The sequence below is a fragment of the Streptomyces sp. NPDC051909 genome (assembly GCF_040681095.1).
In the GTDB taxonomy this organism is placed as follows: Bacteria; Actinomycetota; Actinomycetes; order Streptomycetales; family Streptomycetaceae; genus Streptomyces.
Genome location: NZ_JBFAYA010000005.1, coordinates 282780 through 303370, shown reverse-complemented (window position 1 = coordinate 303370; position 20591 = coordinate 282780). Strand labels below are relative to the sequence as shown.

Genomic DNA, 20591 nt, shown 5'->3' with positions numbered 1-20591 from the left:
GTGAGCACGAGTCCCGAGATCCGCACGCTGCCCGTTCCCGACGGCCTGGAGGGCGAGCGCGTCGACGCCGCCATCGCCCGTATGTTCGGGTTCTCCCGTACGAAGGCGGCCGAGCTGGCCGCCGCAGGCAAGGTCCAGGTCGACGGCTCCGTCGTCGGCAAGTCCGAGCGGGTCAGCGGTGGCGCGTGGCTCGAGGTCGAGATGCCCGGCGCGCCCGCGCCGGTGCAGATCGTCGCCGAGCCCGTGGAGGGCATGGAGATCGTCCACGACGACGACGACATCGTCGTGATCATGAAGCCGATCGGTGTGGCCGCGCACCCCAGCCCCGGCTGGACCGGCACCACCGTGATCGGCGGCCTGGCCGCCGCCGGCTACCGGATCTCCACCTCCGGCGCCGCCGAGCGCCAGGGCATCGTGCACCGGCTCGACGTCGGCACCTCGGGCCTGATGGTGGTGGCGAAGTCGGAGTACGCGTACACCTCGCTGAAGCGCCAGTTCAAGGAGCGCGTGGTCGACAAGCGCTACCACGCCCTGGTGCAGGGGCACCCGGACCCGCTGAGCGGCACCATCGACGCGCCGATCGGCCGGCACCCGAACCACGACTACAAGTGGGCCGTGACCGCCGACGGCAAGCCGTCCGTGACCCACTACGACCTCATCGAGGCCTACCGGGCGGCCTCGCTGCTCGACATCAAGCTGGAGACCGGCCGCACCCACCAGATCCGGGTGCACATGTCGGCCCACCGCCACCCCTGCGTCGGCGACCTCACCTACGGCGCCGACCCCACCATGGCCAAGCGCCTCGGCCTGACCCGGCAGTGGCTGCACGCCGTCCGGCTCGGCTTCGAGCACCCCGGCGACGGCAAGTGGGTCGAGTTCGCCAGCAACTACCCGGCCGACCTGCAGACCGCCCTCGACCGCATCGAGGCGGAGAGCCGGTGAGCGCCGACGGAGCGGCCGCCTACACGGTCCGGGAGGCCGTGGCCCAGGACGACCGCGAGGCCTGTTTCGCGGTGCGCCGCGAGGTCTTCGTCGAGGAGCAGGGCGTCCCGCAGGAGATCGAGTACGACACGTACGACGAGACCGCCGTGCATGTCCTCGCGATCCGTGCGGACGGTGTGCCGCTGGGCACCGGGCGGCTGCTCCACGGCTCCGACGCGACCGGCAAGACCGGCGCCGACGCCACGGTGGGCTCCCTCGGGCGGCTCGCGGTGAACAAGGCGGCGCGCGGCCTCGGGGTCGGCGCGGCGCTGGTGCGGGCCATCGAGGACGCGGCCCGCGAGCGCGGGCTCGCCGCCGTCGACCTGCACGCCCAGACCCACGCCCTCGGCTTCTACGAGCGGCTCGGCTACGAGGCGTACGGCCCCGAGTTCCCGGACGCGGACATGCCGCACCGGGCGATGCGGCGCGCGTTGTAGCCCTTCGCGAGAGGCGATACCGGGCGAAACGGGCGTACGTGACAGGGTAGGGCCGTGGATCAACTGGCCCTGCTCTTCCTGCTGCTCCTCGGCGCCGTCCTGACCGTGCCCCTCGGGGACCGGCTCGGGCTGCCGGCGCCCGTCCTGATGACCCTCGTCGGGATCGTCCTCGCGTTCCTGCCCTTCGTGCCGAACGTCGACGTCCCGCCCGAGTTCATCCTGCCGCTGGTGCTGCCGCCGCTGCTCTACGCCGCGGCGCAGCGCACCTCCTGGCGTCAGTTCGCGGCCAACCGGCGGCCGATCTTCCTGCTCGCGGTGGCTCTCGTCTTCGTCACCACGGCCGCCGTCGGCGCCGTCGCGGACGCCCTGGTGCCCGGCATCCCGCTGGCCGCCGCGCTGGCCCTCGGCGCGCTGGTGGCACCGCCCGACCCGGTCGCGGCGACGGCCGTGGCGGGCTCCCTCGGACTGCCGCGCCGGCTGGTGTCGATCCTGGAGGGCGAGGGCCTGTTCAACGACGTCACCGCGATCGTGCTCTACCACGTGGCGATCACGGCGGTGGTCACCGGCCACTTCTCCTGGCCCGAGGCGCTGGGCGAGCTGGTCCTGTCCGCGGTCGTCGCCGTCGTCGTCGGCCTCGCCCTCGGCTGGGCCGCCAACAAGCTGATGGGCTTCCTCGCCGACGCCACCCTGCAGACCGGGCTCACCCTGCTCGTCCCCTTCGTCGCCTACGTGATCGCCGAGGAGCTGCACGGCTCCGGCGTGCTCGCGGTCCTGGTCACCGCGCTCTACCTGGCCGAGTACGCGCTCGACGCCGACGACGTGATGGGACGGCTCGCCGGGCAGACCTTCTGGGAGATCGTCGAGACCCTCGTCACCGGCATCGCCTTCGGGCTCATCGGCCTGGAGCTGGTCCATGTCTTCGGGGTCGCCGAAGGGCGCGGCGGGGAGATGCTCCGGTGGGGCGCGGCCGTCGTCGGCGTGGTGGTCGTGGTGCGGCTGCTCTGGCTGCTGCCCGCCGCCTGGGTGGCGAAGAAGCTGCACGACCGGCGGGACTACGCCGAGGAGATCCCGATGAGCTGGCGGGAGTCCGTCGTCATGTGGTGGGCCGGGATGCGCGGAGTGGCCTCGGTGGCGCTCGCGCTCGCCATCCCGCTGCGCACGGACCGCGGCGCGCCCTTCCCCGGCCGGGACGAGCTGATCTTCATCGCCTTCTGTGTGATCCTGTCGACCCTGGTGGTACAGGGCCTCACCCTGCCGTGGCTGGTGAAGCGGCTCGACGTGAAGGCCGACTCGTACGCCGAGCGGGCCTTCGAGCGCGATCTGGCGATCCGGGCGGCGAAGGCCGCCAAACAGCGCCTGAAGGAGATCGAGGAGCTGGAGGAACTGCCGGAGGAGGTGGCCGAGCGGCTGCAGCGCGGTGCCTTCGACATCGGGGCCCGGATCAGTCCCGACATGGTGGACGAGGAGCGGCGGGCCGCGTTCACCCAGCGCGTGGAGCGCCTGAAGTCGGTGCAGCGGATCCAGAAGGAGCTGATGTCGGCGGCCCGGCACGCGGTCCTCTCGGCGCGCAGCGAGCCCGGGGCGGACCCGGAGGTGGTGGACCGGGTGCTGCGGCATCTGGACGTGCGCAGCATGCGCTGAGGCGCCCGGCGGGTGGGCGCCGGGCGGGGTGGGCGCGGGGCGGGTGTCCCGGCCGCCGGATGGGAGGATGGAGCCCATGGACATCATGCTCTTCCACTCGGTCCACGGGCTCACCCCGTCCGTGACGGCCGCGGCCGAGCGGCTGCGGGCCGCCGGTCACCAGGTCTGGACGCCGGACCTCTTCGACGGACGGACCGTGCGGACCACCGAGGAGGGCATGGCCCTGCGGGACGAGATCGGCAAGGACGAGCTCCTGAAGCGGGCCGTGCTCGCCGCCGCCCCTTACTCGGAGCGCGGCCTGGTCTACATGGGGCTGTCCTTCGGCGCCTCGGTGGCGCAGACCCTCGCGCTCGGCGACGAGAAGGCGCGCGGGCTGCTGCTCCTCCACGGCACCTCGGACATCGCCGAGTCGGCCGCCGTGGACGAGCTGCCGGTGCAGCTGCACGTGGCGGAGCCCGACCCGTTCGAGACGGACGACTGGCTGTCGGCCTGGTACCTCCAGATGCGCCGGGCGGGGGCGGACGTGGAGGTCTACCGCTATCGGGGCGCCGGGCACCTGTACACCGACCCGGAGCTGCCGGACTACGACGCGGAGGCGGCGGAGCGGACCTGGGCGGTGGCCCTGGACTTCCTCGACAGCCTCTAGGAGGCCTCGGGGAGACGTACGGGTGTGGCCCCCGGGAACTCGGTTCCCGGGGGCCACACCCTTGTGCCGGTGGCGTTCACACGGCGACGGTCCGTCAGGCGCGGTACGCGGTCCAGGCGTCGTTCATCCGGGTCACCTGGCCCGAGGTGAACTGGTACATGCAGGAGTCGTACGTGTAGTCCATGAAGTTGTGGATCGGGTCCACACCCGTCTTGGACGCGCAGGAGTCACGGCCGGTCGGGCACTCGTAGGCCGGGCTCTTCTCGGCCGGGGTGTCGGAGACGTAGTCGCCGTTGCCGTTACAGCCGCCCTGGAAGGTGTGGTACAGGCCCATCCAGTGGCCGACCTCGTGGGTCGCGGTGTCGCCCTCGTCGTAGTTGGTCGCCGAGCCGCCCGGCAGGGAGGCGTCGAGGATGACGACACCGTCCATGGAGGGGTTGGAGTTGTAGGAGGACGGGAAGGTCGCCCAGCCGAGCAGGCCGCCGCCGAGGTTGGCGGTGTAGATGTTCAGCGCGCCCGCGCCGCCCTTGCGGAGGGTCTGCTTCATCTGCTTCTCGGCGGTGGAGCCGGAGGTCAGGTTGTACCAGGTGGCGTTGTCCGTGTAGTCGGTGGCGGCCAGGGTGAACTGGAAGCCCGTGTTCACGTTGCCCGTGCCCTGGCCCGCGTAGGCGGCGTTCAGGACGGCCAGCTGGTTGTTGACGTCCGTGGCGCTGAGCTTGCCCGTCGTGCCGCTGTGGATCACGTGGAAGTAGACGGGGATCGAGACCGCGGTGGCGCCGAGGGTCGCGGAGGGGCTGAGCCGGCTGTCGGTCCAGCCGGCGGCGACCTTCTTCTTCAGGTCCGCGTCCATGGCCAGGGCCTGGGCGGCCGTGACCTCGTTGGGCTCGGCCTTGGTGGCGGTGCCCTTCGCCTTGCGGGCGCCGGACAGGGCGGTGGTGCCGTCGGCGCACTCCTCGGCCGAGGCCAGGGTGGTGGTGCCGGCCGACGGGGTGGCCGCCGGGGCGGAGAGGGGGGCCAGGGCCAGGGTTCCGGCCATCACGGCGGTGCCGAGAATGCGACGGGACATACGCGGCGATATACGTGCAAGAGCGCGCACGGGGGACTCCTCGTGGGGGTGGTGGGGAGGCACTTCCTCGCCACGGCGGGGAGATTACGCGTCCATGTCATATGTCGTTGAGGGTCGATCAAGCCCAATCAATCGGCGGGCAAATCGGGGCATGCGGAAGAAAAACTCGTGCCGATTCCGGAGTTTGAGACGTGGACGTAACAGAAGAAGTGACAAAGGCGGGTGGTGTGTCCGGATTCGCTGCCCCGAACTCACCACCCGCCGTAGCCGCGTGATCTTCCGTTAACAAACGGGATCTTGGCTGAAAATCGTCGGTCAGATGACCGGCTGGTACACCCGCTCGACACGCTGCGTTCCGTTCAGCGTGCGATACGAGCGCGCCCAGGCCGCCGTCGCGTTCCGGTCCGCCCGGTTCGAGAGCGTGTAGTAGTCCATTTGCGAGCGCTCGGCGGTCACGTCGAGCACGCCGTAGCCGTGGTGGTCCATGTCCACCCACTTCACATGGCGGTTGGCCGCCTTCACCGCGCCCGCGGCCACCACCGAGAGGGTGCCCGGCGCCACGTGCAGGATGTCGTCGAGGTTGTCCGAGGTCACCGAGGTCACCACGAACTCGGTCGCCGCCGAGGCCGACAGCGGATACGTGGACGCCTTCACCGGCACGTCATTCGCCCAGGCCATGTGGATGTCGCCGGTCAGGAAGACGGTGTTGCGGATGCCCCGGTCCGTCAGGTGCTTCAGCAGCTCCTTGCGGTCGTCGGTGTAGCCGTCCCACTGGTCGACGTTGACCGCCAGGCCCTCCTGGGGCAGCCCGAGCAGCTCCGCCAGCGGGCCGAGCAGATCGGCCGGCAGCGCGCCGAAGGCCACCGGCGAGATCATCACCGAGGTGCCCACCAGCTGCCAGGTCGCGTTCGAGGTCGAGAGGCCCGACTTCAGCCAGTCCAGCTGCGCGCGCCCGGTGATCGAGCGCTCCGGGTCGTCCACCGTGCCGCTGCCCACGCCCGCCTGCTGCGAGCGGAAGGAGCGCAGATCGAGCAGATGCAGATCGGCCAGGCGCCCGAAGCGCAGCCGCCGGTAGACCGTGCCCTCGGTGGAGGTGCGCACCGGCATCCACTCGAAGTAGGCCCGCTTGGCCGCCGCGACCCGGTCCGCCCAGCCGCCCTCGGCGCCCGGGGTGTGGTTCTCGGCCCCGCCCGACCAGGCGTCGTTGGCGAACTCGTGGTCGTCCCAGATCGCCACCATCGGGTGCGCCGCGTGCAGCGCCTGCAGGTCGGCGTCCGCCTTGTAGGTGGCGTGCCGCAGCCGGTAGTCGGCCAGCGAGACGATCTCGTGCGCCGGCTGGTGCTGCCGGACCCCGTACTTCGCCTCCGGGTAGGCGCCGGCGGCGTACTCGTAGATGTAGTCGCCGAGATGGAGGATCGCGTCCAGGTCGGTACGGGCGGCCAGGTGCCGGTACGCCGAGAACCAGCCGGCCTCCCAGTTGGCGCAGGAGACCACGCCGAAGCGCACGCCGGGACCGGCCGCGTCGGCGGCGGGCGCGGTCCGGGTGCGGCCGGCGGGGGAGACGGTGCCGTCCGCGGTGAACCGGTACCAGTACGGGGTGGCCGGGCGCAGGCCCCGTACGTCCACCTTCACCGTGTGGTCGGAGCTCGCGGAGGCGACGGTGCTGCCGCTCGCCACCGTACGGGCGAAGCCGCGGTCCTCGGCTAGCTCCCAGCCGACCGTCACATCGGGGCCCTGACCGGAACCGGGCAGGGCGTCGGGGGTGGGGGTGACGCGCGTCCAGAGCAGGACGCCGTCGGGCAGCGGGTCGCCGGAGGCGACACCGTGCAGGAAGGCGGGTGCCCCGGCGGCGGCGATCGCGGGAGAGGCGGCGGCCGCCAGTGCCGGCGCGGCGACGGCGGTCACGGCGGCGGCCTTCACCACGGAGCGGCGGGTGGGGGCGGATATGTGGTTACGACTGGTCACGGGCCGTCAGATTACCGACTGGTAGGGCGAATCGGCAGACCTCCGCGCAATGTTCGCCGGGTCTTCTTCCGCCGTTCCGCCGTTCCGCCGTTCCGCCGTTTCGTCGATCAGCCGATCAGCCGATCAGCCGATCGGCCGTTCTGCCGATCAGCCGTTCCGTAGGGCCCGTGCCCGCCCCGCCCCCACTCCCCGAGGGGCTCAGCCCTTCAGGACCTTGCCCAGGGCCGCGTTGAACTGCTCCACCGTCAGCGGCGGGTTCTCGCTGCCCTCGGCGGTCAGCGTCTTGCCGTCCATCTTCAGGGTCGGCGTGCCGCGCACCCCGCTGTCGTCGAAGGCCTTCGACATCTTCATCGCCCAGGCGTCGAAGGTGCCGTCCTCGACGTTCTTCCTGAACTCCGCGTTGCCCTTCAGGGCCGGGACCGAGTCCGCCACCTTCAGCAGGTAGGAGTCCTTGGCGAACTTGTCCTCGCTCTCCTTCGGGTGGAAGTCGGAGGAGTACAGCGCCGCCTTGTACTTCAGGAACGCCTCCGGGCTCACGTCCAGGGCGGCGCCGAGCGCGGAGAGGGCGTTCTTGGAGCCCTCGCCCTGGTCGGAGTTGTCGATGAAGGTCGCGCCCACGTACTTCAGCTTGTACTTGCCGTCGGCGACGTCCTTCTCGACCGTGGAGCCCACGCCCTGCTCGAAGGTCGCGCACACCGGGCAGCGCGAGTCCTCGTAGATCTCCAGGGTCTGCTTGGCCTCGGGCTTGCCGACGATCACGGTGGTGCCGTCCGTGCCCTCGGTGTTCTTCGGGGCCGAGACGCTCTTGGCGTCCGCCGCGGCCTCCCAGGCGGACGGCTTGTTGGTCTGGACGACGGCGAAGCCGATGCCGCCGGCCACGGCGAGGATGCCGAGCGCCGATGCGGCCACGATCACCTGACGGCGGGCCTTCTCCTTCTTGGCCTGCCTCTCGCGCTCGATCCGCAGCCGCTCGCGGGCCGCTGCCTTGTTGGACTGGCTGTTGCGCTTGCTCATGCTGAAGTTCTCCGTGACTCGGGAGGAGGAAGAGGGGGATGCGCGTGCTGCTCAGACGAGCGCGAGCACGGGCGGTCCCCGCCGTCCCACGGAGTGCGCGAACAGCCGGGTGCCGGACCGGCGCGGCCGGCCCACGGGGCGCCCGGCGCGCCGCGGCTCGGCCACGGCGGCGCCGAAGAAGGCGGCCGCCACGAGCAGCGGCCGGAAGGCGACGGCCACGGCCGCCCGCAGCAGCCGGGCGAGCGCCCGCTCGCCGCCGCGCAGCCAGGAGGCCGCGGCCAGCCCGACCACCACATGGGCGGCGAGCAGCAGCCAGGGCACGGCCGGGTCGGGGGAGGTCAGCAGGGCAGCGGCCGTGCCGCTGCCGGGGGCGGCCACACCGGGCAGCGGAGTGCCCACGGCGCCGCCGCACAGCGCGTCCACGTCGAGGCCGACGGCGCGCAGCGACCCGGCGACCGGGCCGCCGGCGGGGCCGTAACAGGCGGCCTGTCCGCTGGTGAAGAGGGTGTCGGCGGCCAGCTCCAGCGGGACCAGGAGTCCCGCGATCGGGCCGAAGCCGCGCTCACGCCCGGCGAGCGCGAAGGCCACGCCGAAGACGGCGACGGCGACCGGGGCGACCGTGCCGAGCGGCAGCGGCACCCCGGACAGCAGGACGTGCGAGGCCACGGACAGCGCCACGACCAGTGTCGTGAAGAACGCCGCCCGGAGGGCTCGCAGCTGGATTCCTGCCATGTTCATCGCCGTCGAAGTGTGCCATGCCGGGACATAAGGCGACCCTAAGCACTGGCTGTGAGGCGTCTCAAGGGGCCATCGGACCCCTTGCGTTCCACGCGCTCACAGGCCCGGGATCCGGCCGTTGCGGAACAGGTCCACGAAGATCTGGTGGTCGGCACGCGCGCGTGCGCCGTACGTGTGCGCGAAGTCCACCAGGAGCTCCGCGAAGCCCTCCTCGTCGCCGGCGATGGCCGCGTCGATGGCCCGCTCGGTGGAGAACGGCACCAGGGAGTGGCCGCTGGAGTCGTCCGCCGCCGCGTGCATGGTCGCGGTCGCCCGGCCCAGGTCGGCGACGGTCGCCGCGATGTCCTGCGGGTCGTCGATGTCCGACCAGTCCAGGTCCACGGCGTACGGCGAGACCTCGGCGACCAGCTGCCCCGTGCCGTCCAGCTCCGTCCAGCCCAGCCACGGGTCGGCGTGCGCCTGCAGCGCCCGCTGCGAGATCACGGTGCGGTGGCCCTCGTGGTGGAAGTAGTCCCGTACCGCCGCGTCCGTCACGTGCCGGGAGACCGCCGGGGTCTGCGCCTGCTTCAGGTAGATCACGACGTCGTTCTCCAGGGCGTCGCTGTTGCCCTCCAGGAGGATGTTGTACGAGGGCAGGCCGGCCGAGCCGATGCCGATGCCGCGGCGGCCGACGACGTCCTTCACCCGGTACGAGTCGGGGCGGGCCAGACTCGACTCCGGCAGCGTCTCCAGGTAGCCGTCGAAGGCGGCGAGCACCTTGTAGCGGGTGGCCGCGTCCAGCTCGATCGCGCCGCCGCCGGCCGCGAAGCGGCGCTCGTACTCGCGGATCGCGGTCATCGAGTCGAGCAGCCCGAAGCGGGTCAGCGAGCGGGCCTCGCGCAGCGCGCCGAGCAGGGCGCCCTCGGCGGTCTCCAGGGTGAAGCCGGGCGCCTCGTCGCTCTTCGCGCCGGTCGCCAGGGCGTGGATCCGCTCCCGGTAGCCCGCCGCGAAGACCCGCACCAGGTGGGTGATCTGGTCGTCGGAGAGCGCCTTCGCGTAGCCGATCAGGGCGAGGGAGGCGGCGAGCCGCTTGAGGTCCCAGGTGAAGGGGCCGACATAGGCCTCGTCGAAGTCGTTGACGTTGAAGATCAGCCGCCCGTTGGCGTCCATGTAGGTGCCGAAGTTCTCGGCGTGCAGATCGCCGTGGATCCACACCCGGCCGGTGCGCTCGTCCAGGTACGGCCCGCCGTGCGCCTCGTGCTCCAGGTCCTTGTAGAACAGGCAGGCGGTGCCCCGGTAGAACGCGAAGGCGGATCCGGCCATCTTCCGGAACTTGACCTTGAAGGCGGCCGGGTCCGCGGCGAGCAGTTCGCCGAAGGCGGTGTCGAAGACGGCGAGGATCTGCTCACCGCGCTCGGCGGCGGTGGGCTGGGGGACCGACATCGAGGGTGCCTCCTGGCTGAAAACCGTGCATGACAAATGGGACGGGTGTTCCCTGTCTCCCAACGCGCGAAGGTACCCCCGAGTGCCCGCCCGCTGTCAGTGGAGCGACGTAGACTTCCACGCTGTCCCCCCAGAAATTCGTATGGAGGCATCCCCACCGTGACCAGGCCGCCCTTCACGCACCTCCACGTCCACACCCAGTACTCCCTGCTGGACGGTGCCGCGCGGCTGAAGGACATGTTCAACGCGTGCAACGAGATGGGCATGACCCATATCGCCATGTCCGACCACGGAAACCTCCATGGCGCGTACGACTTCTTCCACAGCGCCAAGAAGGCCGGTGTGACGCCGATCATCGGCATCGAGGCGTACGTGGCGCCCGAGTCCCGCCGCAACAAGCGGAAGATCCAGTGGGGCCAGCCGCACCAGAAGCGGGACGACGTCTCCGGTTCCGGCGGTTACACCCACAAGACCATCTGGGCGGCCGACGCGACGGGCCTGCACAACCTCTTCAAGCTGTCCTCCGACGCGTACGCCGAGGGCTGGCTCCAGAAGTGGCCCCGGATGGACAAGGAGACCATCTCCCAGTGGTCGGAGGGCCTGATCGCCTCCACCGGCTGCCCCTCCGGCGAGCTCCAGACCCGGCTGCGTCTCGGCCAGTTCGACGAGGCCCTGAAGTCCGCCTCCGAGTACCAGGACATCTTCGGCAAGGACCGCTACTTCCTGGAGCTGATGGACCACGGCATCGAGATCGAGCGCCGGGTCCGCGACGGGCTCCTGGAGATCGGCAAGAAGCTCGGCATCCCGCCGCTGGTCACCAACGACTCGCACTACACCTACGCGCACGAGGCCACCGCCCACGACGCCCTGCTGTGCATCCAGACCGGCAAGAACCTCTCCGACCCGGACCGCTTCAAGTTCGACGGCACCGGCTACTACCTGAAGTCCACGGACGAGATGTACGCCGTCGACTCCTCGGACGCCTGGCAGGAGGGCTGCCGCAACACCCTCCTCGTCGCGGAGCAGATCAACACCGACGGCATGTTCGAGGCCAAGAACCTCATGCCGAAGTTCGACATCCCCGAGGGGTACACCGAGGTCACCTGGTTCCGCGCGGAGACCATGCGGGGCATGGAGCGGCGCTTCCCCGGCGGCATCCCCGAGGACCGCATGAAGCAGGTCGAGTACGAGATGGACACCATCATCTCGATGGGCTTCCCGGGCTACTTCCTCGTGGTCGCCGACTTCATCATGTGGGCCAAGAAGCAGGGCATCGCCGTGGGCCCCGGCCGAGGCTCCGCGGCCGGCTCGATCGTCGCGTACGCCATGGGCATCACCGACCTCGACCCCATCCCGCACGGTCTGATCTTCGAGCGCTTCCTCAACCCCGAGCGCATCTCGATGCCCGATGTCGACATCGACTTCGACGAGCGTCGGCGCGTCGAGGTGATCCGGTACGTGACCGAGAAGTACGGCGCCGACAAGGTCGCCATGATCGGCACCTACGGCAAGATCAAGGCCAAGAACGCCATCAAGGACTCCGCCCGCGTCCTCGGCTACCCGTACGCGATGGGCGACCGGCTCACCAAGGCCATGCCCGCCGACGTCCTCGGCAAGGGCATCGACCTCGACGGCATCACCAACCCCAGCCACCCGCGCTACAGCGAGGCCGGCGAGATCCGGGGGATGTACGAGAACGAGCCGGACGTGAAGAAGGTCATCGACACCGCCAAGGGCGTCGAGGGCCTGGTCCGGCAGATGGGCGTGCACGCCGCCGGCGTGATCATGTCCAGCGAGCCCATCGTCGACCACGCCCCGATCTGGGTGCGGCACACCGACGGCGTCACCATCACGCAGTGGGACTACCCGCAGTGCGAGTCGCTCGGCCTGCTGAAGATGGACTTCCTGGGCCTGCGCAACCTGACCATCATGGACGACGCCGTCAAGATGGTGAAGGCCAACAAGGGCATCGACCTCGACCTGCTCGCCCTGCCGCTGGACGACCCGAAGACCTTCGAACTGCTCCAGCGCGGTGACACCCTCGGCGTCTTCCAGTTCGACGGCGGCCCCATGCGGTCCCTGCTGCGGCTGATGAAGCCCGACAACTTCGAAGACATCTCCGCCGTGTCCGCGCTCTACCGCCCGGGCCCGATGGGCATGAACTCGCACACGAACTACGCGCTGCGCAAGAACGGGCAGCAGGAGATCACGCCGATCCACAAGGAGCTGGAGGAGCCCCTCCAGGAGGTCCTGGCGGTCACCTACGGTCTGATCGTCTACCAGGAGCAGGTGCAGAAGGCCGCCCAGATCATCGCCGGCTACTCGCTCGGCGAGGCCGACATCCTCCGCCGCGTCATGGGCAAGAAGAAGCCCGACGAGCTGGCGAAGAACTTCACCATCTTCCAGGCCGGCGCCCAGAAGAACGGCTACAGCGACGAGGCCATCCAGGCCCTGTGGGATGTCCTGGTCCCCTTCGCCGGCTACGCCTTCAACAAGGCGCACTCCGCCGCGTACGGACTGGTCTCCTACTGGACCGCCTACCTCAAGGCGAACTACCCCGCCGAGTACATGGCGGGACTGCTCACCTCGGTCAAGGACGACAAGGACAAGTCCGCCGTCTACCTGAACGAGTGCCGGCGCATGGGCATCAAGGTGCTCCCGCCGAACGTCAACGAGTCCGAGGCGAACTTCGCCGCCCAGGGCGACGACGTGATCCTCTTCGGCCTCACCGCCGTCCGCAACGTCGGCGCCAACGTCGTCGAGTCGATCATCAAGACCCGCAAGAGCAAGGGGAAGTACAGCTCCTTCCCCGACTTCCTCGACAAGGTCGAGGCCGTGGTCTGCAACAAGCGCACCATCGAGTCGCTGATCAAGGCCGGTGCCTTCGACACCATGGGCCACACCCGCAAGGGCCTGGTCGCCCAGCACGAGCCCATGATCGACACCGTGGTGGCGGTCAAGCGCAAGGAGGCCGAGGGACAGTTCGACCTCTTCGGCGGCATGGGCGAGGAGGACAGCAGCGAGCCCGGCTTCGGCCTGGACGTCGAGTTCTCCGACGTCGAGTGGGAGAAGGCCTACCTCCTCGCGCAGGAGCGCGAGATGCTCGGCCTGTACGTCTCCGACCACCCGCTCTTCGGCCTGGAGCACGTGCTGTCCGACAAGACCGACGCGGGTATCGCGCAGCTCACCGGCGGTGAGCACGCGGACGGCGCGGTCGTCACCATCGGCGGCATCATCTCCGGCCTCCAGCGGAAGATGACCAAGCAGGGCAACGCCTGGGCCATCGCCACCGTCGAGGACCTGGCCGGCTCCATCGAGTGCATGTTCTTCCCGGCCACCTACCAGCTGGTCTCCACCCAGCTGGTCGAGGACGCGGTCGTCTTCGTCAAGGGCCGGCTCGACAAGCGCGAGGACGTGCCGCGCCTGGTCGCCATGGAGCTGATGGTCCCCGACCTGTCGAACGCGGGGACCAACGCCCCGGTGATCCTCACCATCCCGACGGTCAAGGTGACCCCGCCGATGATCAGCCGGCTCGGCGAGATCCTCGGGCACCACAAGGGCAACACCGAGGTGCGGATCAAGCTCCAGGGCCCGCGGTCGACCACGGTGCTCCGGCTCGACCGGCACCGGGTCCAGCCCGACCCGGCGCTCTTCGGCGACCTGAAGGTGCTGCTCGGCCCGTCCTGCCTGGCCGGCTGACCTTCCTCGTACACGTTCCTCGTACACGCCAAGGGGCGCGCCCGTCGTCACGGGCGCGCCCCTTCGCCGTACCGCCTACGGCTCGTCAGTGGCCTCAGTTGTGGCCGAAACGCTTCTGCCGGCCCTTGCGGGCCATGTCACCCGGGGTGACCTGGCTCATGCGCTGCTCCGTCTGCGCCTCCATCGACGAGCGCTCGGCCTGCTGCTGGCCGCGCTCTGCCTGGGAGCCGCGCTGCTGACTGCGATCCTGCTTGCGATTCTTGGCCATGGTGATGATGCCTCCTCAAGGGGGTCTGGGGGCCAGGGCCGCTGTCAGACTCACACACCGCAGAAAGCGCCGCATTTTGGATCATTACGGATAGTGAGTGCGGCCCTCTCTCCCCTCCCGCGTGAGATCCGCCACGCCGATGATCGAGTTCCGGACGTCAACCGCATCCGGGTCGGGCAGACTCGGAGAAACCCGGAGCACGTCCGATCCCGAGGTTCCCGCAGGGCTTACCGAAGCTTCCCGAAGCGCGTTGAAAGAGGGTGGAACACGTGGACCGATGCGTCGTCCTGGTCGACGCCGGCTATCTGCTGGGCGCCGCCGCCAGCCTCCTCGCCGGCGAACCGGCCCGCTCCCGGATCACCGTCGACCACGCCGCGCTCATCCAGCAACTGCGCGACCGCGCCGAGGCGGAGACCCGGCTGCCGCTGCTGCGGATCTACTGGTTCGACGGCGCGCCCGACCGGGTGCCCCAGCCCGAGCACCGCCGGCTGCGCGTGATGCCCCGGGTCACCGTCCGGCTCGGCGCCCTGACCCGCAGCGACGGCCGCTGGGCCCAGAAGGGCGTCGACGCGGCCATGCACACCGAGCTCACCGAGCTCTCCCGCAACCGCGCCTGCTCCGACATCGTGCTCGTCACCGGCGACGGCGACCTGCTGCCCGGCCTCATGTCCGCCAAGGAGCACGGCGTCGCCGTCCACCTCTGGGCCGTCCAGGCCGCCGACGGCGACTACAACCAGTCCGAGGACCTGGTCGCCGAGGCCGACGAGCGGCGCGTCCTCGACCGCGCCTGGATCACCCGCGCCGTCCGCGCCAAGGACCTCAGCGGACTCTGCGCCCCGCCGCCCGCGCCGCGCCCCGAGATCGCCGCGATCCTCTCCGCGCCGCTGCCCGAGTCCGGCCTCGCCGCCTCCGCCGAACGGGCCGCCGCCGAACGAGCCGCCGCCGAACGAGCCGCGGCCGCCCACAACGGCTCCGCCGCGCCCGCCGACGCCCCTGGCCGCGCCCCGGCGCCCGACGGGGGCGAGCCGGTCGGCGGCGGCACCGTCCCGCAGCCCGCCGCCCGGGCCGTCCCCACCCCCAAGGACCTGGCCGCGCTGCGCGGCCCCAGCCTGCCGCCCCCGCCGCCGGCCGCCGCCACCCTGCGCTGGTCCTCCGACCGCGGCTGGATCGACCGCCCGGCCGCCCCCCTCGGCGAGCCCCCCGAGACCGCCTCCCTGCCCACCCTCGCCCAGCTCACCAGCGCCGAGCAGCGCTGGGCCGACCGCGAGGAGGACATCACCACCGTCGGCGGCGACCCCTACGAGGTCGGCCAGGTCTTCGCCCGCCGCTGGCTCGACCGGCTCCCCGAGTCCGGCCACGTCCCCAAGCTCGCCACCATGTACCCGCGCATCCCGCACCGTATCGACGGCGAACTCCTCCGCTACGCCGCCCGCTTCGGCCTGCTCGCCCACAAGGACGACCAGATCGACGAGCACGACCGCTATGCCATCCGGGCGGGTTTCTGGCGCGAGATCGACGTCCACGCCGCCACGCAACACGCCCCCGCGCCCGAGGAGAGCCGCGGGACCCCGTAGGCTCATCCCTCGTGAGTACGGTGTGCGTGGTGCGGGACCTGGTCAAGACGTACCCCGCCACACGCGGCAGACGCGGAGCACCCGCGACCCCGGAGGTACGGGCCACCGACGGGATCAGCCTCGATGTGCGCGGCGGCGAGATCTTCGGTCTGCTCGGCCCCAACGGAGCCGGCAAGTCCACCCTGGTCCGCCAGCTCACCGGCCTCATGCGCCCCGACTCCGGCACCGTCCGGATGCTCGGCCACGACCTGGTCCGCCACCCCGAACGGGCCGCCCGGCTCCTCGCCTACCTCGGCCAGGAGTCCACGGCCCTCGACGAGCTGACCGTCGCACTCGCCGCCGAGACCACCGGCCGGCTGCGCGGCCTCGGTGCCGCCGCGGCCCGCGCCGAGCGCGACGCCGTCCTCGGCGAACTCGGCCTCGACGAGATCGCCGGCCGCCCCTTGAAGAAGCTGTCCGGCGGGCAGCGCCGGCTCGCCTGCTTCGCCGCCGCCCTCGTCGGCGAGCGGCCCGTGCTCGTCCTCGACGAGCCCACCACCGGCATGGACCCGGTCGCCCGCCGCGCCGTCTGGGCCGCCGTCGACCGGCGGCGCGCCGAGCGTGGCACCACCGTGCTGCTCGTCACCCACAACGTCATCGAGGCCGAGACCGTCCTCGACCGGGTCGCCGTGATCGACCGCGGCCGGGTCATCGCCTGCGACACCCCGGCCGGGCTCAAGGAACGCGTCGCCGGCGAGGTCCGGGTCGAACTGGTCTGGCGCGAGCGCGCCCCCCTCGACGTCCCCGAGGTCGCCGCGCTGCGCACCTCGGCGCAGGAGTCGGGGCGCCGCTGGGTGCTCCGGCTCGCCCCGGACGAGGCCCGGGCGGCGGTCGCCGCCGTCACCGGCGGCGCGGCCTTCGCGGCCCTGGACGACTTCACCCTGGCGACGCCGAGCCTGGAGGACGTGTACCTGGCGCTCGGCGGCGAGACGCGGGGGCTGGTGAAGGCGTGAGTCACCGGAACGCGAGTCAGCGGAACGCGAGTGACCGGTACGCGAGTCGCCTGAGGGAAGCCAGGAGCGGGACACGCAACGTCAGGAGCTGGACGAGTTGAGCACCCTGCCCGCCGAGGCCGTGACGGCCACGGCCCCGGCCGCCCCGGCCCGCGACGAGGAGCCCGCCGCGGCGCCGCTCGCGCCGCGCGCCCGGCTGCTGCCCGCGCTCGGCGCGGTCTACAAGGCACAGCTCAGCCGGGCCCGGGTGGCCCGGATCCCGCTGCTGTTCGTGGCGACCTTCCAGTCGATCGGGATCATGGTCCTGATGCGCGGGGTGGTGGACGGCGGCTCGGAGGCCCGGGCGGTGGTGGCCGGCTCCGCCGTGCTCGTCGTGGCCTTCGTGGCGCTCAACCTGCTCGCCCAGTACTTCGGGCAGCTGCGGGCCGGCGGCGGGCTCGACCACTACGCCACGCTGCCGGTGCCGCCCGCCGCCGTCGTGCTCGGCGCGGCCGGCGCGTACGCCTCCTTCACCGTGCCCGGCACCGTGGTCACCGCGGTGGCCGGCTCGGTGCTCTTCGGGCTGCCGCTCGGCCACCTGTGGATCCTGGCGGCGGTGGTGCCGCTGTCCGGGGCCGCGCTGTCCGGGCTCGGCGCCGCGCTCGGCCTGCTCGCGCCCCGGCAGGAGCTCGCCACACTGCTCGGCCAGCTCGGCATGTCGGCCGCGCTGCTGCTCGGCGTCCTGCCCGCGGACCGGTTGCCCGGCCCGATCGGCTGGGCCCGCGACCTGCTCCCCTCCACGTACGGGGTGGAGGCCCTGGCCCGTACCTTCGACAACCACCCGGACTGGGCCGCGGTCGGCCTGGACCTCGCGGTGTGCGGGGCGGTCGGCGTGGTGTCCCTCGCGGTGGCGACCTGGGCGTACCGCAGGGCGGCTGTGCGGTGACCTGCGGCTCGGTTCGCCCCCTGCCTTCGGCGGGGGGACCCCCACGGGGCGCTTGAGCGCCCCCTCGGTTCACTCACCGGTCCGCTGAGGCGGCGCACAGGGACACCTGGCACGATGGCGTGGTGACCGCACCTCTGACTCCGCCGCACCAGCCGCCGCCGCACGATCACCATCGGCCCGAGCCGCTGCCGGCGCTGCCCGCGCCCGACGGCGCGCCCGGCACGGCCGCCGAGCTGCGGCAGTCCGCCGTCGTGGTCGCCCTGTCCGTGGTGGCCGGGGCCGTGCTCGGGCTGTTGTGGCTGTGGCTCGCGCCCCGGACCACGCTGTTCTCCGACGGCAAGGCGGTCTTCCTCAAGAACAGCGAGGGGGAGGCGGCGATCGGCACGGACGGAACGTTTGTCCTGATCGCCCTGGGCTTCGGCGCACTCGCCGCGCTGCTCGTCTTCCTGATCCACCGGCACGGCGGGGTCGCCCTCGTCCTCGGTCTCGCCCTCGGCGGCGTCCTCGGCTCGCTGCTCGGCTGGGGCGTCGGCGTCTGGCTCGGGCCCGAGCGCGATGTGGTCGCGCATGCCAAGGCGGTCGGCCCGGACGTCCCCTTCGACGCCCCGCTCGAACTGAACATGTGGGCCGCGGCGATGCTGGCCTGGCCGATCGCCGCGATGATCGTCCATCTCGCCCTGACCGCCCTGTTCGGCCCGCGCGACCCGGAGCCGGAGGACGGCCCGTGGCCGCCGGCCCCGAAGACCACCGCCTCCTAGGCGGGCGAAACCCCTAGGCGCACGGCGAAGGGCCCGATCCGCTCGGATCGGGCCCTTCGCCGTGCGTACGGTACGGGGTCAGCCGCGGCCGATCGGGGCGAGCACCGCGGCGGTGAGGGCGGCCAGGTCCCGCGGGGACAGCTCGACCTCCAGACCGCGCCGCCCGGCCGAGACGCAGATCGTCTCGTGCGCCGAGGCCGAGTCGTCCAGGACCGTGCGCAGCCGCTTGCGCTGACCGAGCGGCGAGATGCCGCCGCGGACGTAGCCGGTGGTGCGTTCGGCCGCCGCCGGGTCCGCCATCGTCGCGCGCTTGCCGCCGACGGCCGCCGCGAGCGCCTTCAGGTCGAGCTGCCCGGCGACCGGGACCACCGCGACGGTCAGCTCCCCGTCCACGTCCGCGACCAGCGTCTTGAACACCCGGTCCGGGGAGACGCCGAGGGCCTCCGCGGCCTCGTCGCCGTAGCTGGCTGCGGCCGGGTCGTGCTCGTACGCGTGCAGCGTGTACGCCGTGCCGGCCGTGGTCAGGGCCACCGTCGCCGGGGTGCCGCCGCTGTTCTTCTTCTGCTTCTTCGCCACGGAGGGCTCTCTCCTCGCGGGATCAGAGGGGTCAGTTGGGACTGGTCGGCGCGCGGGTCAGCTCCACCGCCGGCAGCGAGGGCAGATGGCGCAGCACCGCCGTCTCCGCGCGCAGCAGCGCCAGCTCCTCGCGCAGCCGGGTCGCCGTGTCCGGCGCCTGCAGCAGCCGCTGCTTGGCCGGGATGTCGAGCACGGCCGCCGCGGCGACCAGGTACGACACCACCGACGGGTCGTCGGGCAGCTCGCTGGTGGTCAGCGAGCGCTCCCGGGCCCCGGCGAGCCGCTTCTGGTAGCTGCGGAAGGCGCGCAGCACGCCCTCTGCGAGCGCGTCCGCCTCCTCGCCCCGCTCCTCCGGGATCTCCTCGGTCTCGGCGGTCAGGAACGGCCCGCTCGCGTCGACCGAGAGCAGCTTCACCCGGACGGTCCCGGTGACCATCACCTCGAAGCCGCCGTCCGCGCGCTCCCTGATCGACGCCGCGTCGGCCACGCAGCCGACCCGGTGGAAGGCCTGGATCGGGTCCGGGCCGAAACCGGCGGCGGGACCCTTCTCCGGCAGCGCCGTCTGGTCCGGCAGGCCCGGTGCGGTCGGCGCGACCTCACGGCCGTCGCGGATCGCCACGACGGCGAAGCGCCGCGGCTCGGACTCGTCCGTGGCGAGCAGCTCGCGCATGAGGGCGCGATAGCGCTCCTCGAAGATGTTCAGCGGCAGCACGAGACCCGGGAACAGCACCGTGTTCAGCGGGAAGAGAGGCAGGCGGGCGGTGGTCACAGCGGTCAAGCGTAATGGCCGCCGGGCCCGCTCCGGCCGCCCCGGTCCGCATCGCCCGGCCCGGCCCCGTACGGCTCCGGCGGCACGGCCCGCAGCGGGGTGCGCCGGGCCACCTCGCGGACGGTCCGGGACCGCGCCTCCAGGAAGCCGCGCAGCGGGTCGTCGGCCACCAGTGACCAGGGGAAGGTGCTGGCGTGCGGCCCGATCCGGCCGAACTCGGCCAGCGCCTCGGTCCAGCGGCCCCGCTCCACCAGGACGTGCACCAGCAGATTGCGCACCTCGCCCGGCCACAGGTCGCCCGCCGGGTACTCGGCCGACAGCGCGAGCGCCCGGTCGGCCGCCGCGTCGATCCGCTCGCCGCACACCGGACGCCCGGGTCCGGGCCCGGCGATCAGCAGCGTGAAGGCCGCCCGCACCGGCAGCGCCTGCACCAGCGAGCCGGGCAGCGCGTCCTCGGCGGCCTGCTCGGCGAAGTCGAAGCACTCGCGGTGGGAGCCACAGGGGGTGCGGGGGGCGTCCCCCCGCGGAGCGCAGCACTGGGCGGACAGGTACTTGAGGGCGGCGACATGGCTGCCGTAGTGGTGCGGGGCGCGGCGCACCGCCTGCTCCCACAGCGACTCGAAGACGGTGTGGGAGGCGTGCGTGCCGCGTGCGTGGTCCAGGGCGAGCCGCCACGGCACCGGGTCGTTCGGCGCGGCCTCGGCCGCCGCCTCGATCAGCGGGCCGAGCTCGCGCAGCCGCTCGGCGCGGGCCGGCGACTCCCAGGCCCGGCGGACCGCGAGCTGGGCCTTCACAAGCAGGGCGTCGGGGTCCTGCGGCGCGACGGCGAGCCAGTGCTCCAGCCAGCCGTCCCTGCGGTACGCGAAGGTGCTCAGCCGGGTCGTGTAGCGGTCCCGGTCCTCCCACTCGGCGGCGTCCCGGGTGGTCGCGAGCAGCTTGGCGGCCGGCTCGGGGTCGTCGAGGGCGGCGGCCACCAGGGCCGGCGCCAGGCGTCCGTCCGGCGGGTCGAGCAGCACGTCGTCGTCCGGCGGGAGCGCGGCGAGAAGCCGCGGGGTGTGCCGGACCAGGCGGGAGGTGCCGATCAGGGCGCGGAGCAGTGACATCGTGCGAAACATTGAAA

18 protein-coding genes are annotated in these 20591 nt (G+C 72.0%); 9 read left to right on the top strand and 9 right to left on the bottom strand.

Going from position 1 to position 20591, the window contains the following annotated elements; all coding sequences use genetic code 11:
* From AB0M18_RS10840 to AB0M18_RS10825, 4 genes are all read left to right on the top strand, one after another.
* Nucleotides 1-942 (top strand): RluA family pseudouridine synthase, encoded by a 942-nt coding sequence (locus AB0M18_RS10840; RefSeq protein ID WP_365756507.1) that lies wholly within the window; start codon nt 1-3, stop codon nt 940-942.
* Complete coding sequence (locus AB0M18_RS10835; protein ID WP_365756506.1) at nt 939-1418, top strand: GNAT family N-acetyltransferase; 480 nt, start codon at nt 939-941, stop codon at nt 1416-1418. The genes AB0M18_RS10840 and AB0M18_RS10835 overlap by 4 nt, the downstream gene beginning before the upstream one ends.
* A 54-nt stretch (nt 1419-1472) precedes the next feature.
* Complete coding sequence (locus AB0M18_RS10830) at nt 1473-3059, top strand: Na+/H+ antiporter (protein WP_365756505.1); 1587 nt, start codon at nt 1473-1475, stop codon at nt 3057-3059.
* A gap of 76 nt (nt 3060-3135) precedes the next feature.
* Nucleotides 3136-3705, top strand: coding sequence for a dienelactone hydrolase family protein (locus tag AB0M18_RS10825; protein ID WP_365756504.1), 570 nt, complete (start codon nt 3136-3138; stop codon nt 3703-3705).
* A 94-nt stretch (nt 3706-3799) separates the two neighbouring features.
* Here the strand turns inward: AB0M18_RS10825 and AB0M18_RS10820 are convergent, their stop codons facing one another.
* The 5 genes from AB0M18_RS10820 to AB0M18_RS10800 all read right to left on the bottom strand — a co-directional run bounded on the left by AB0M18_RS10820 (nt 3800) and on the right by AB0M18_RS10800 (nt 9910).
* Nucleotides 3800-4771, bottom strand: coding sequence for a zinc metalloprotease (locus tag AB0M18_RS10820; protein WP_365756503.1), 972 nt, complete (start codon nt 4769-4771; stop codon nt 3800-3802).
* A gap of 315 nt (nt 4772-5086) precedes the next feature.
* Nucleotides 5087-6736, bottom strand: a complete 1650-nt coding sequence (locus AB0M18_RS10815) for an alkaline phosphatase D family protein (protein WP_365756502.1) — start codon at nt 6734-6736, stop codon at nt 5087-5089.
* Nucleotides 6737-6934: 198 nt separating this feature from the next.
* Nucleotides 6935-7750: a thioredoxin domain-containing protein gene (locus AB0M18_RS10810; protein WP_365756501.1), complete on the bottom strand. Its 816-nt coding sequence runs from the start codon at nt 7748-7750 to the stop codon at nt 6935-6937.
* A 51-nt stretch (nt 7751-7801) separates the two neighbouring features.
* Nucleotides 7802-8488, bottom strand: a complete 687-nt coding sequence (locus AB0M18_RS10805) for a hypothetical protein (protein WP_365756499.1) — start codon at nt 8486-8488, stop codon at nt 7802-7804.
* Between the two features lie 96 nt (nt 8489-8584).
* Complete coding sequence (locus AB0M18_RS10800) at nt 8585-9910, bottom strand: DUF2252 domain-containing protein (protein ID WP_365756498.1); 1326 nt, start codon at nt 9908-9910, stop codon at nt 8585-8587.
* 159 nt (nt 9911-10069) lie between these two features.
* On the opposite strand from AB0M18_RS10800, the gene dnaE reads away from it, so the two are divergent.
* Entirely contained in the window at nt 10070-13609 is a 3540-nt protein-coding gene (dnaE, locus tag AB0M18_RS10795) for a DNA polymerase III subunit alpha (RefSeq protein WP_365756497.1), read from the top strand.
* A gap of 94 nt (nt 13610-13703) precedes the next feature.
* Here dnaE and AB0M18_RS10790 read toward each other — a convergent pair whose 3' ends face one another.
* Entirely contained in the window at nt 13704-13877 is a 174-nt protein-coding gene (locus tag AB0M18_RS10790; protein ID WP_365756496.1) for a hypothetical protein, read from the bottom strand.
* A 260-nt stretch (nt 13878-14137) separates the two neighbouring features.
* Here AB0M18_RS10790 and AB0M18_RS10785 point away from each other — a divergent pair, with 260 nt between their 5' ends.
* The 4 genes from AB0M18_RS10785 to AB0M18_RS10770 all read left to right on the top strand — a co-directional run bounded on the left by AB0M18_RS10785 (nt 14138) and on the right by AB0M18_RS10770 (nt 18126).
* Complete coding sequence (locus AB0M18_RS10785; RefSeq protein ID WP_365756495.1) at nt 14138-15451, top strand: NYN domain-containing protein; 1314 nt, start codon at nt 14138-14140, stop codon at nt 15449-15451.
* Nucleotides 15452-15471: 20 nt separating this feature from the next.
* Entirely contained in the window at nt 15472-16443 is a 972-nt protein-coding gene (locus AB0M18_RS10780; RefSeq protein ID WP_365756584.1) for an ABC transporter ATP-binding protein, read from the top strand.
* A 121-nt stretch (nt 16444-16564) separates the two neighbouring features.
* Nucleotides 16565-17368: an ABC transporter permease gene (locus AB0M18_RS10775; RefSeq protein ID WP_365756583.1), complete on the top strand. Its 804-nt coding sequence runs from the start codon at nt 16565-16567 to the stop codon at nt 17366-17368.
* Nucleotides 17369-17490: 122 nt separating this feature from the next.
* Complete coding sequence (locus AB0M18_RS10770) at nt 17491-18126, top strand: DUF2567 domain-containing protein (RefSeq protein WP_365756494.1); 636 nt, start codon at nt 17491-17493, stop codon at nt 18124-18126.
* A gap of 78 nt (nt 18127-18204) precedes the next feature.
* Here the strand turns inward: AB0M18_RS10770 and ybaK are convergent, their stop codons facing one another.
* The 3 genes from ybaK to AB0M18_RS10755 are packed head-to-tail and all read right to left on the bottom strand — an operon-like array spanning nt 18205 to nt 20586.
* Nucleotides 18205-18702 (bottom strand): Cys-tRNA(Pro) deacylase, encoded by a 498-nt coding sequence (gene ybaK / locus AB0M18_RS10765; protein ID WP_365756493.1) that lies wholly within the window; start codon nt 18700-18702, stop codon nt 18205-18207.
* A gap of 31 nt (nt 18703-18733) precedes the next feature.
* On the bottom strand, nt 18734-19471 hold the full coding sequence (locus AB0M18_RS10760; RefSeq protein WP_365756492.1) for an LON peptidase substrate-binding domain-containing protein: 738 nt from the start codon (nt 19469-19471) through the stop codon (nt 18734-18736).
* 5 nt (nt 19472-19476) lie between these two features.
* Nucleotides 19477-20586 carry a hypothetical protein gene (locus tag AB0M18_RS10755; RefSeq protein WP_365756491.1) on the bottom strand — a complete coding sequence of 370 codons (1110 nt, stop codon included), beginning with the start codon at nt 20584-20586 and terminating at the stop codon, nt 19477-19479.
* Nucleotides 20587-20591: the final 5 nt, after the last annotated feature.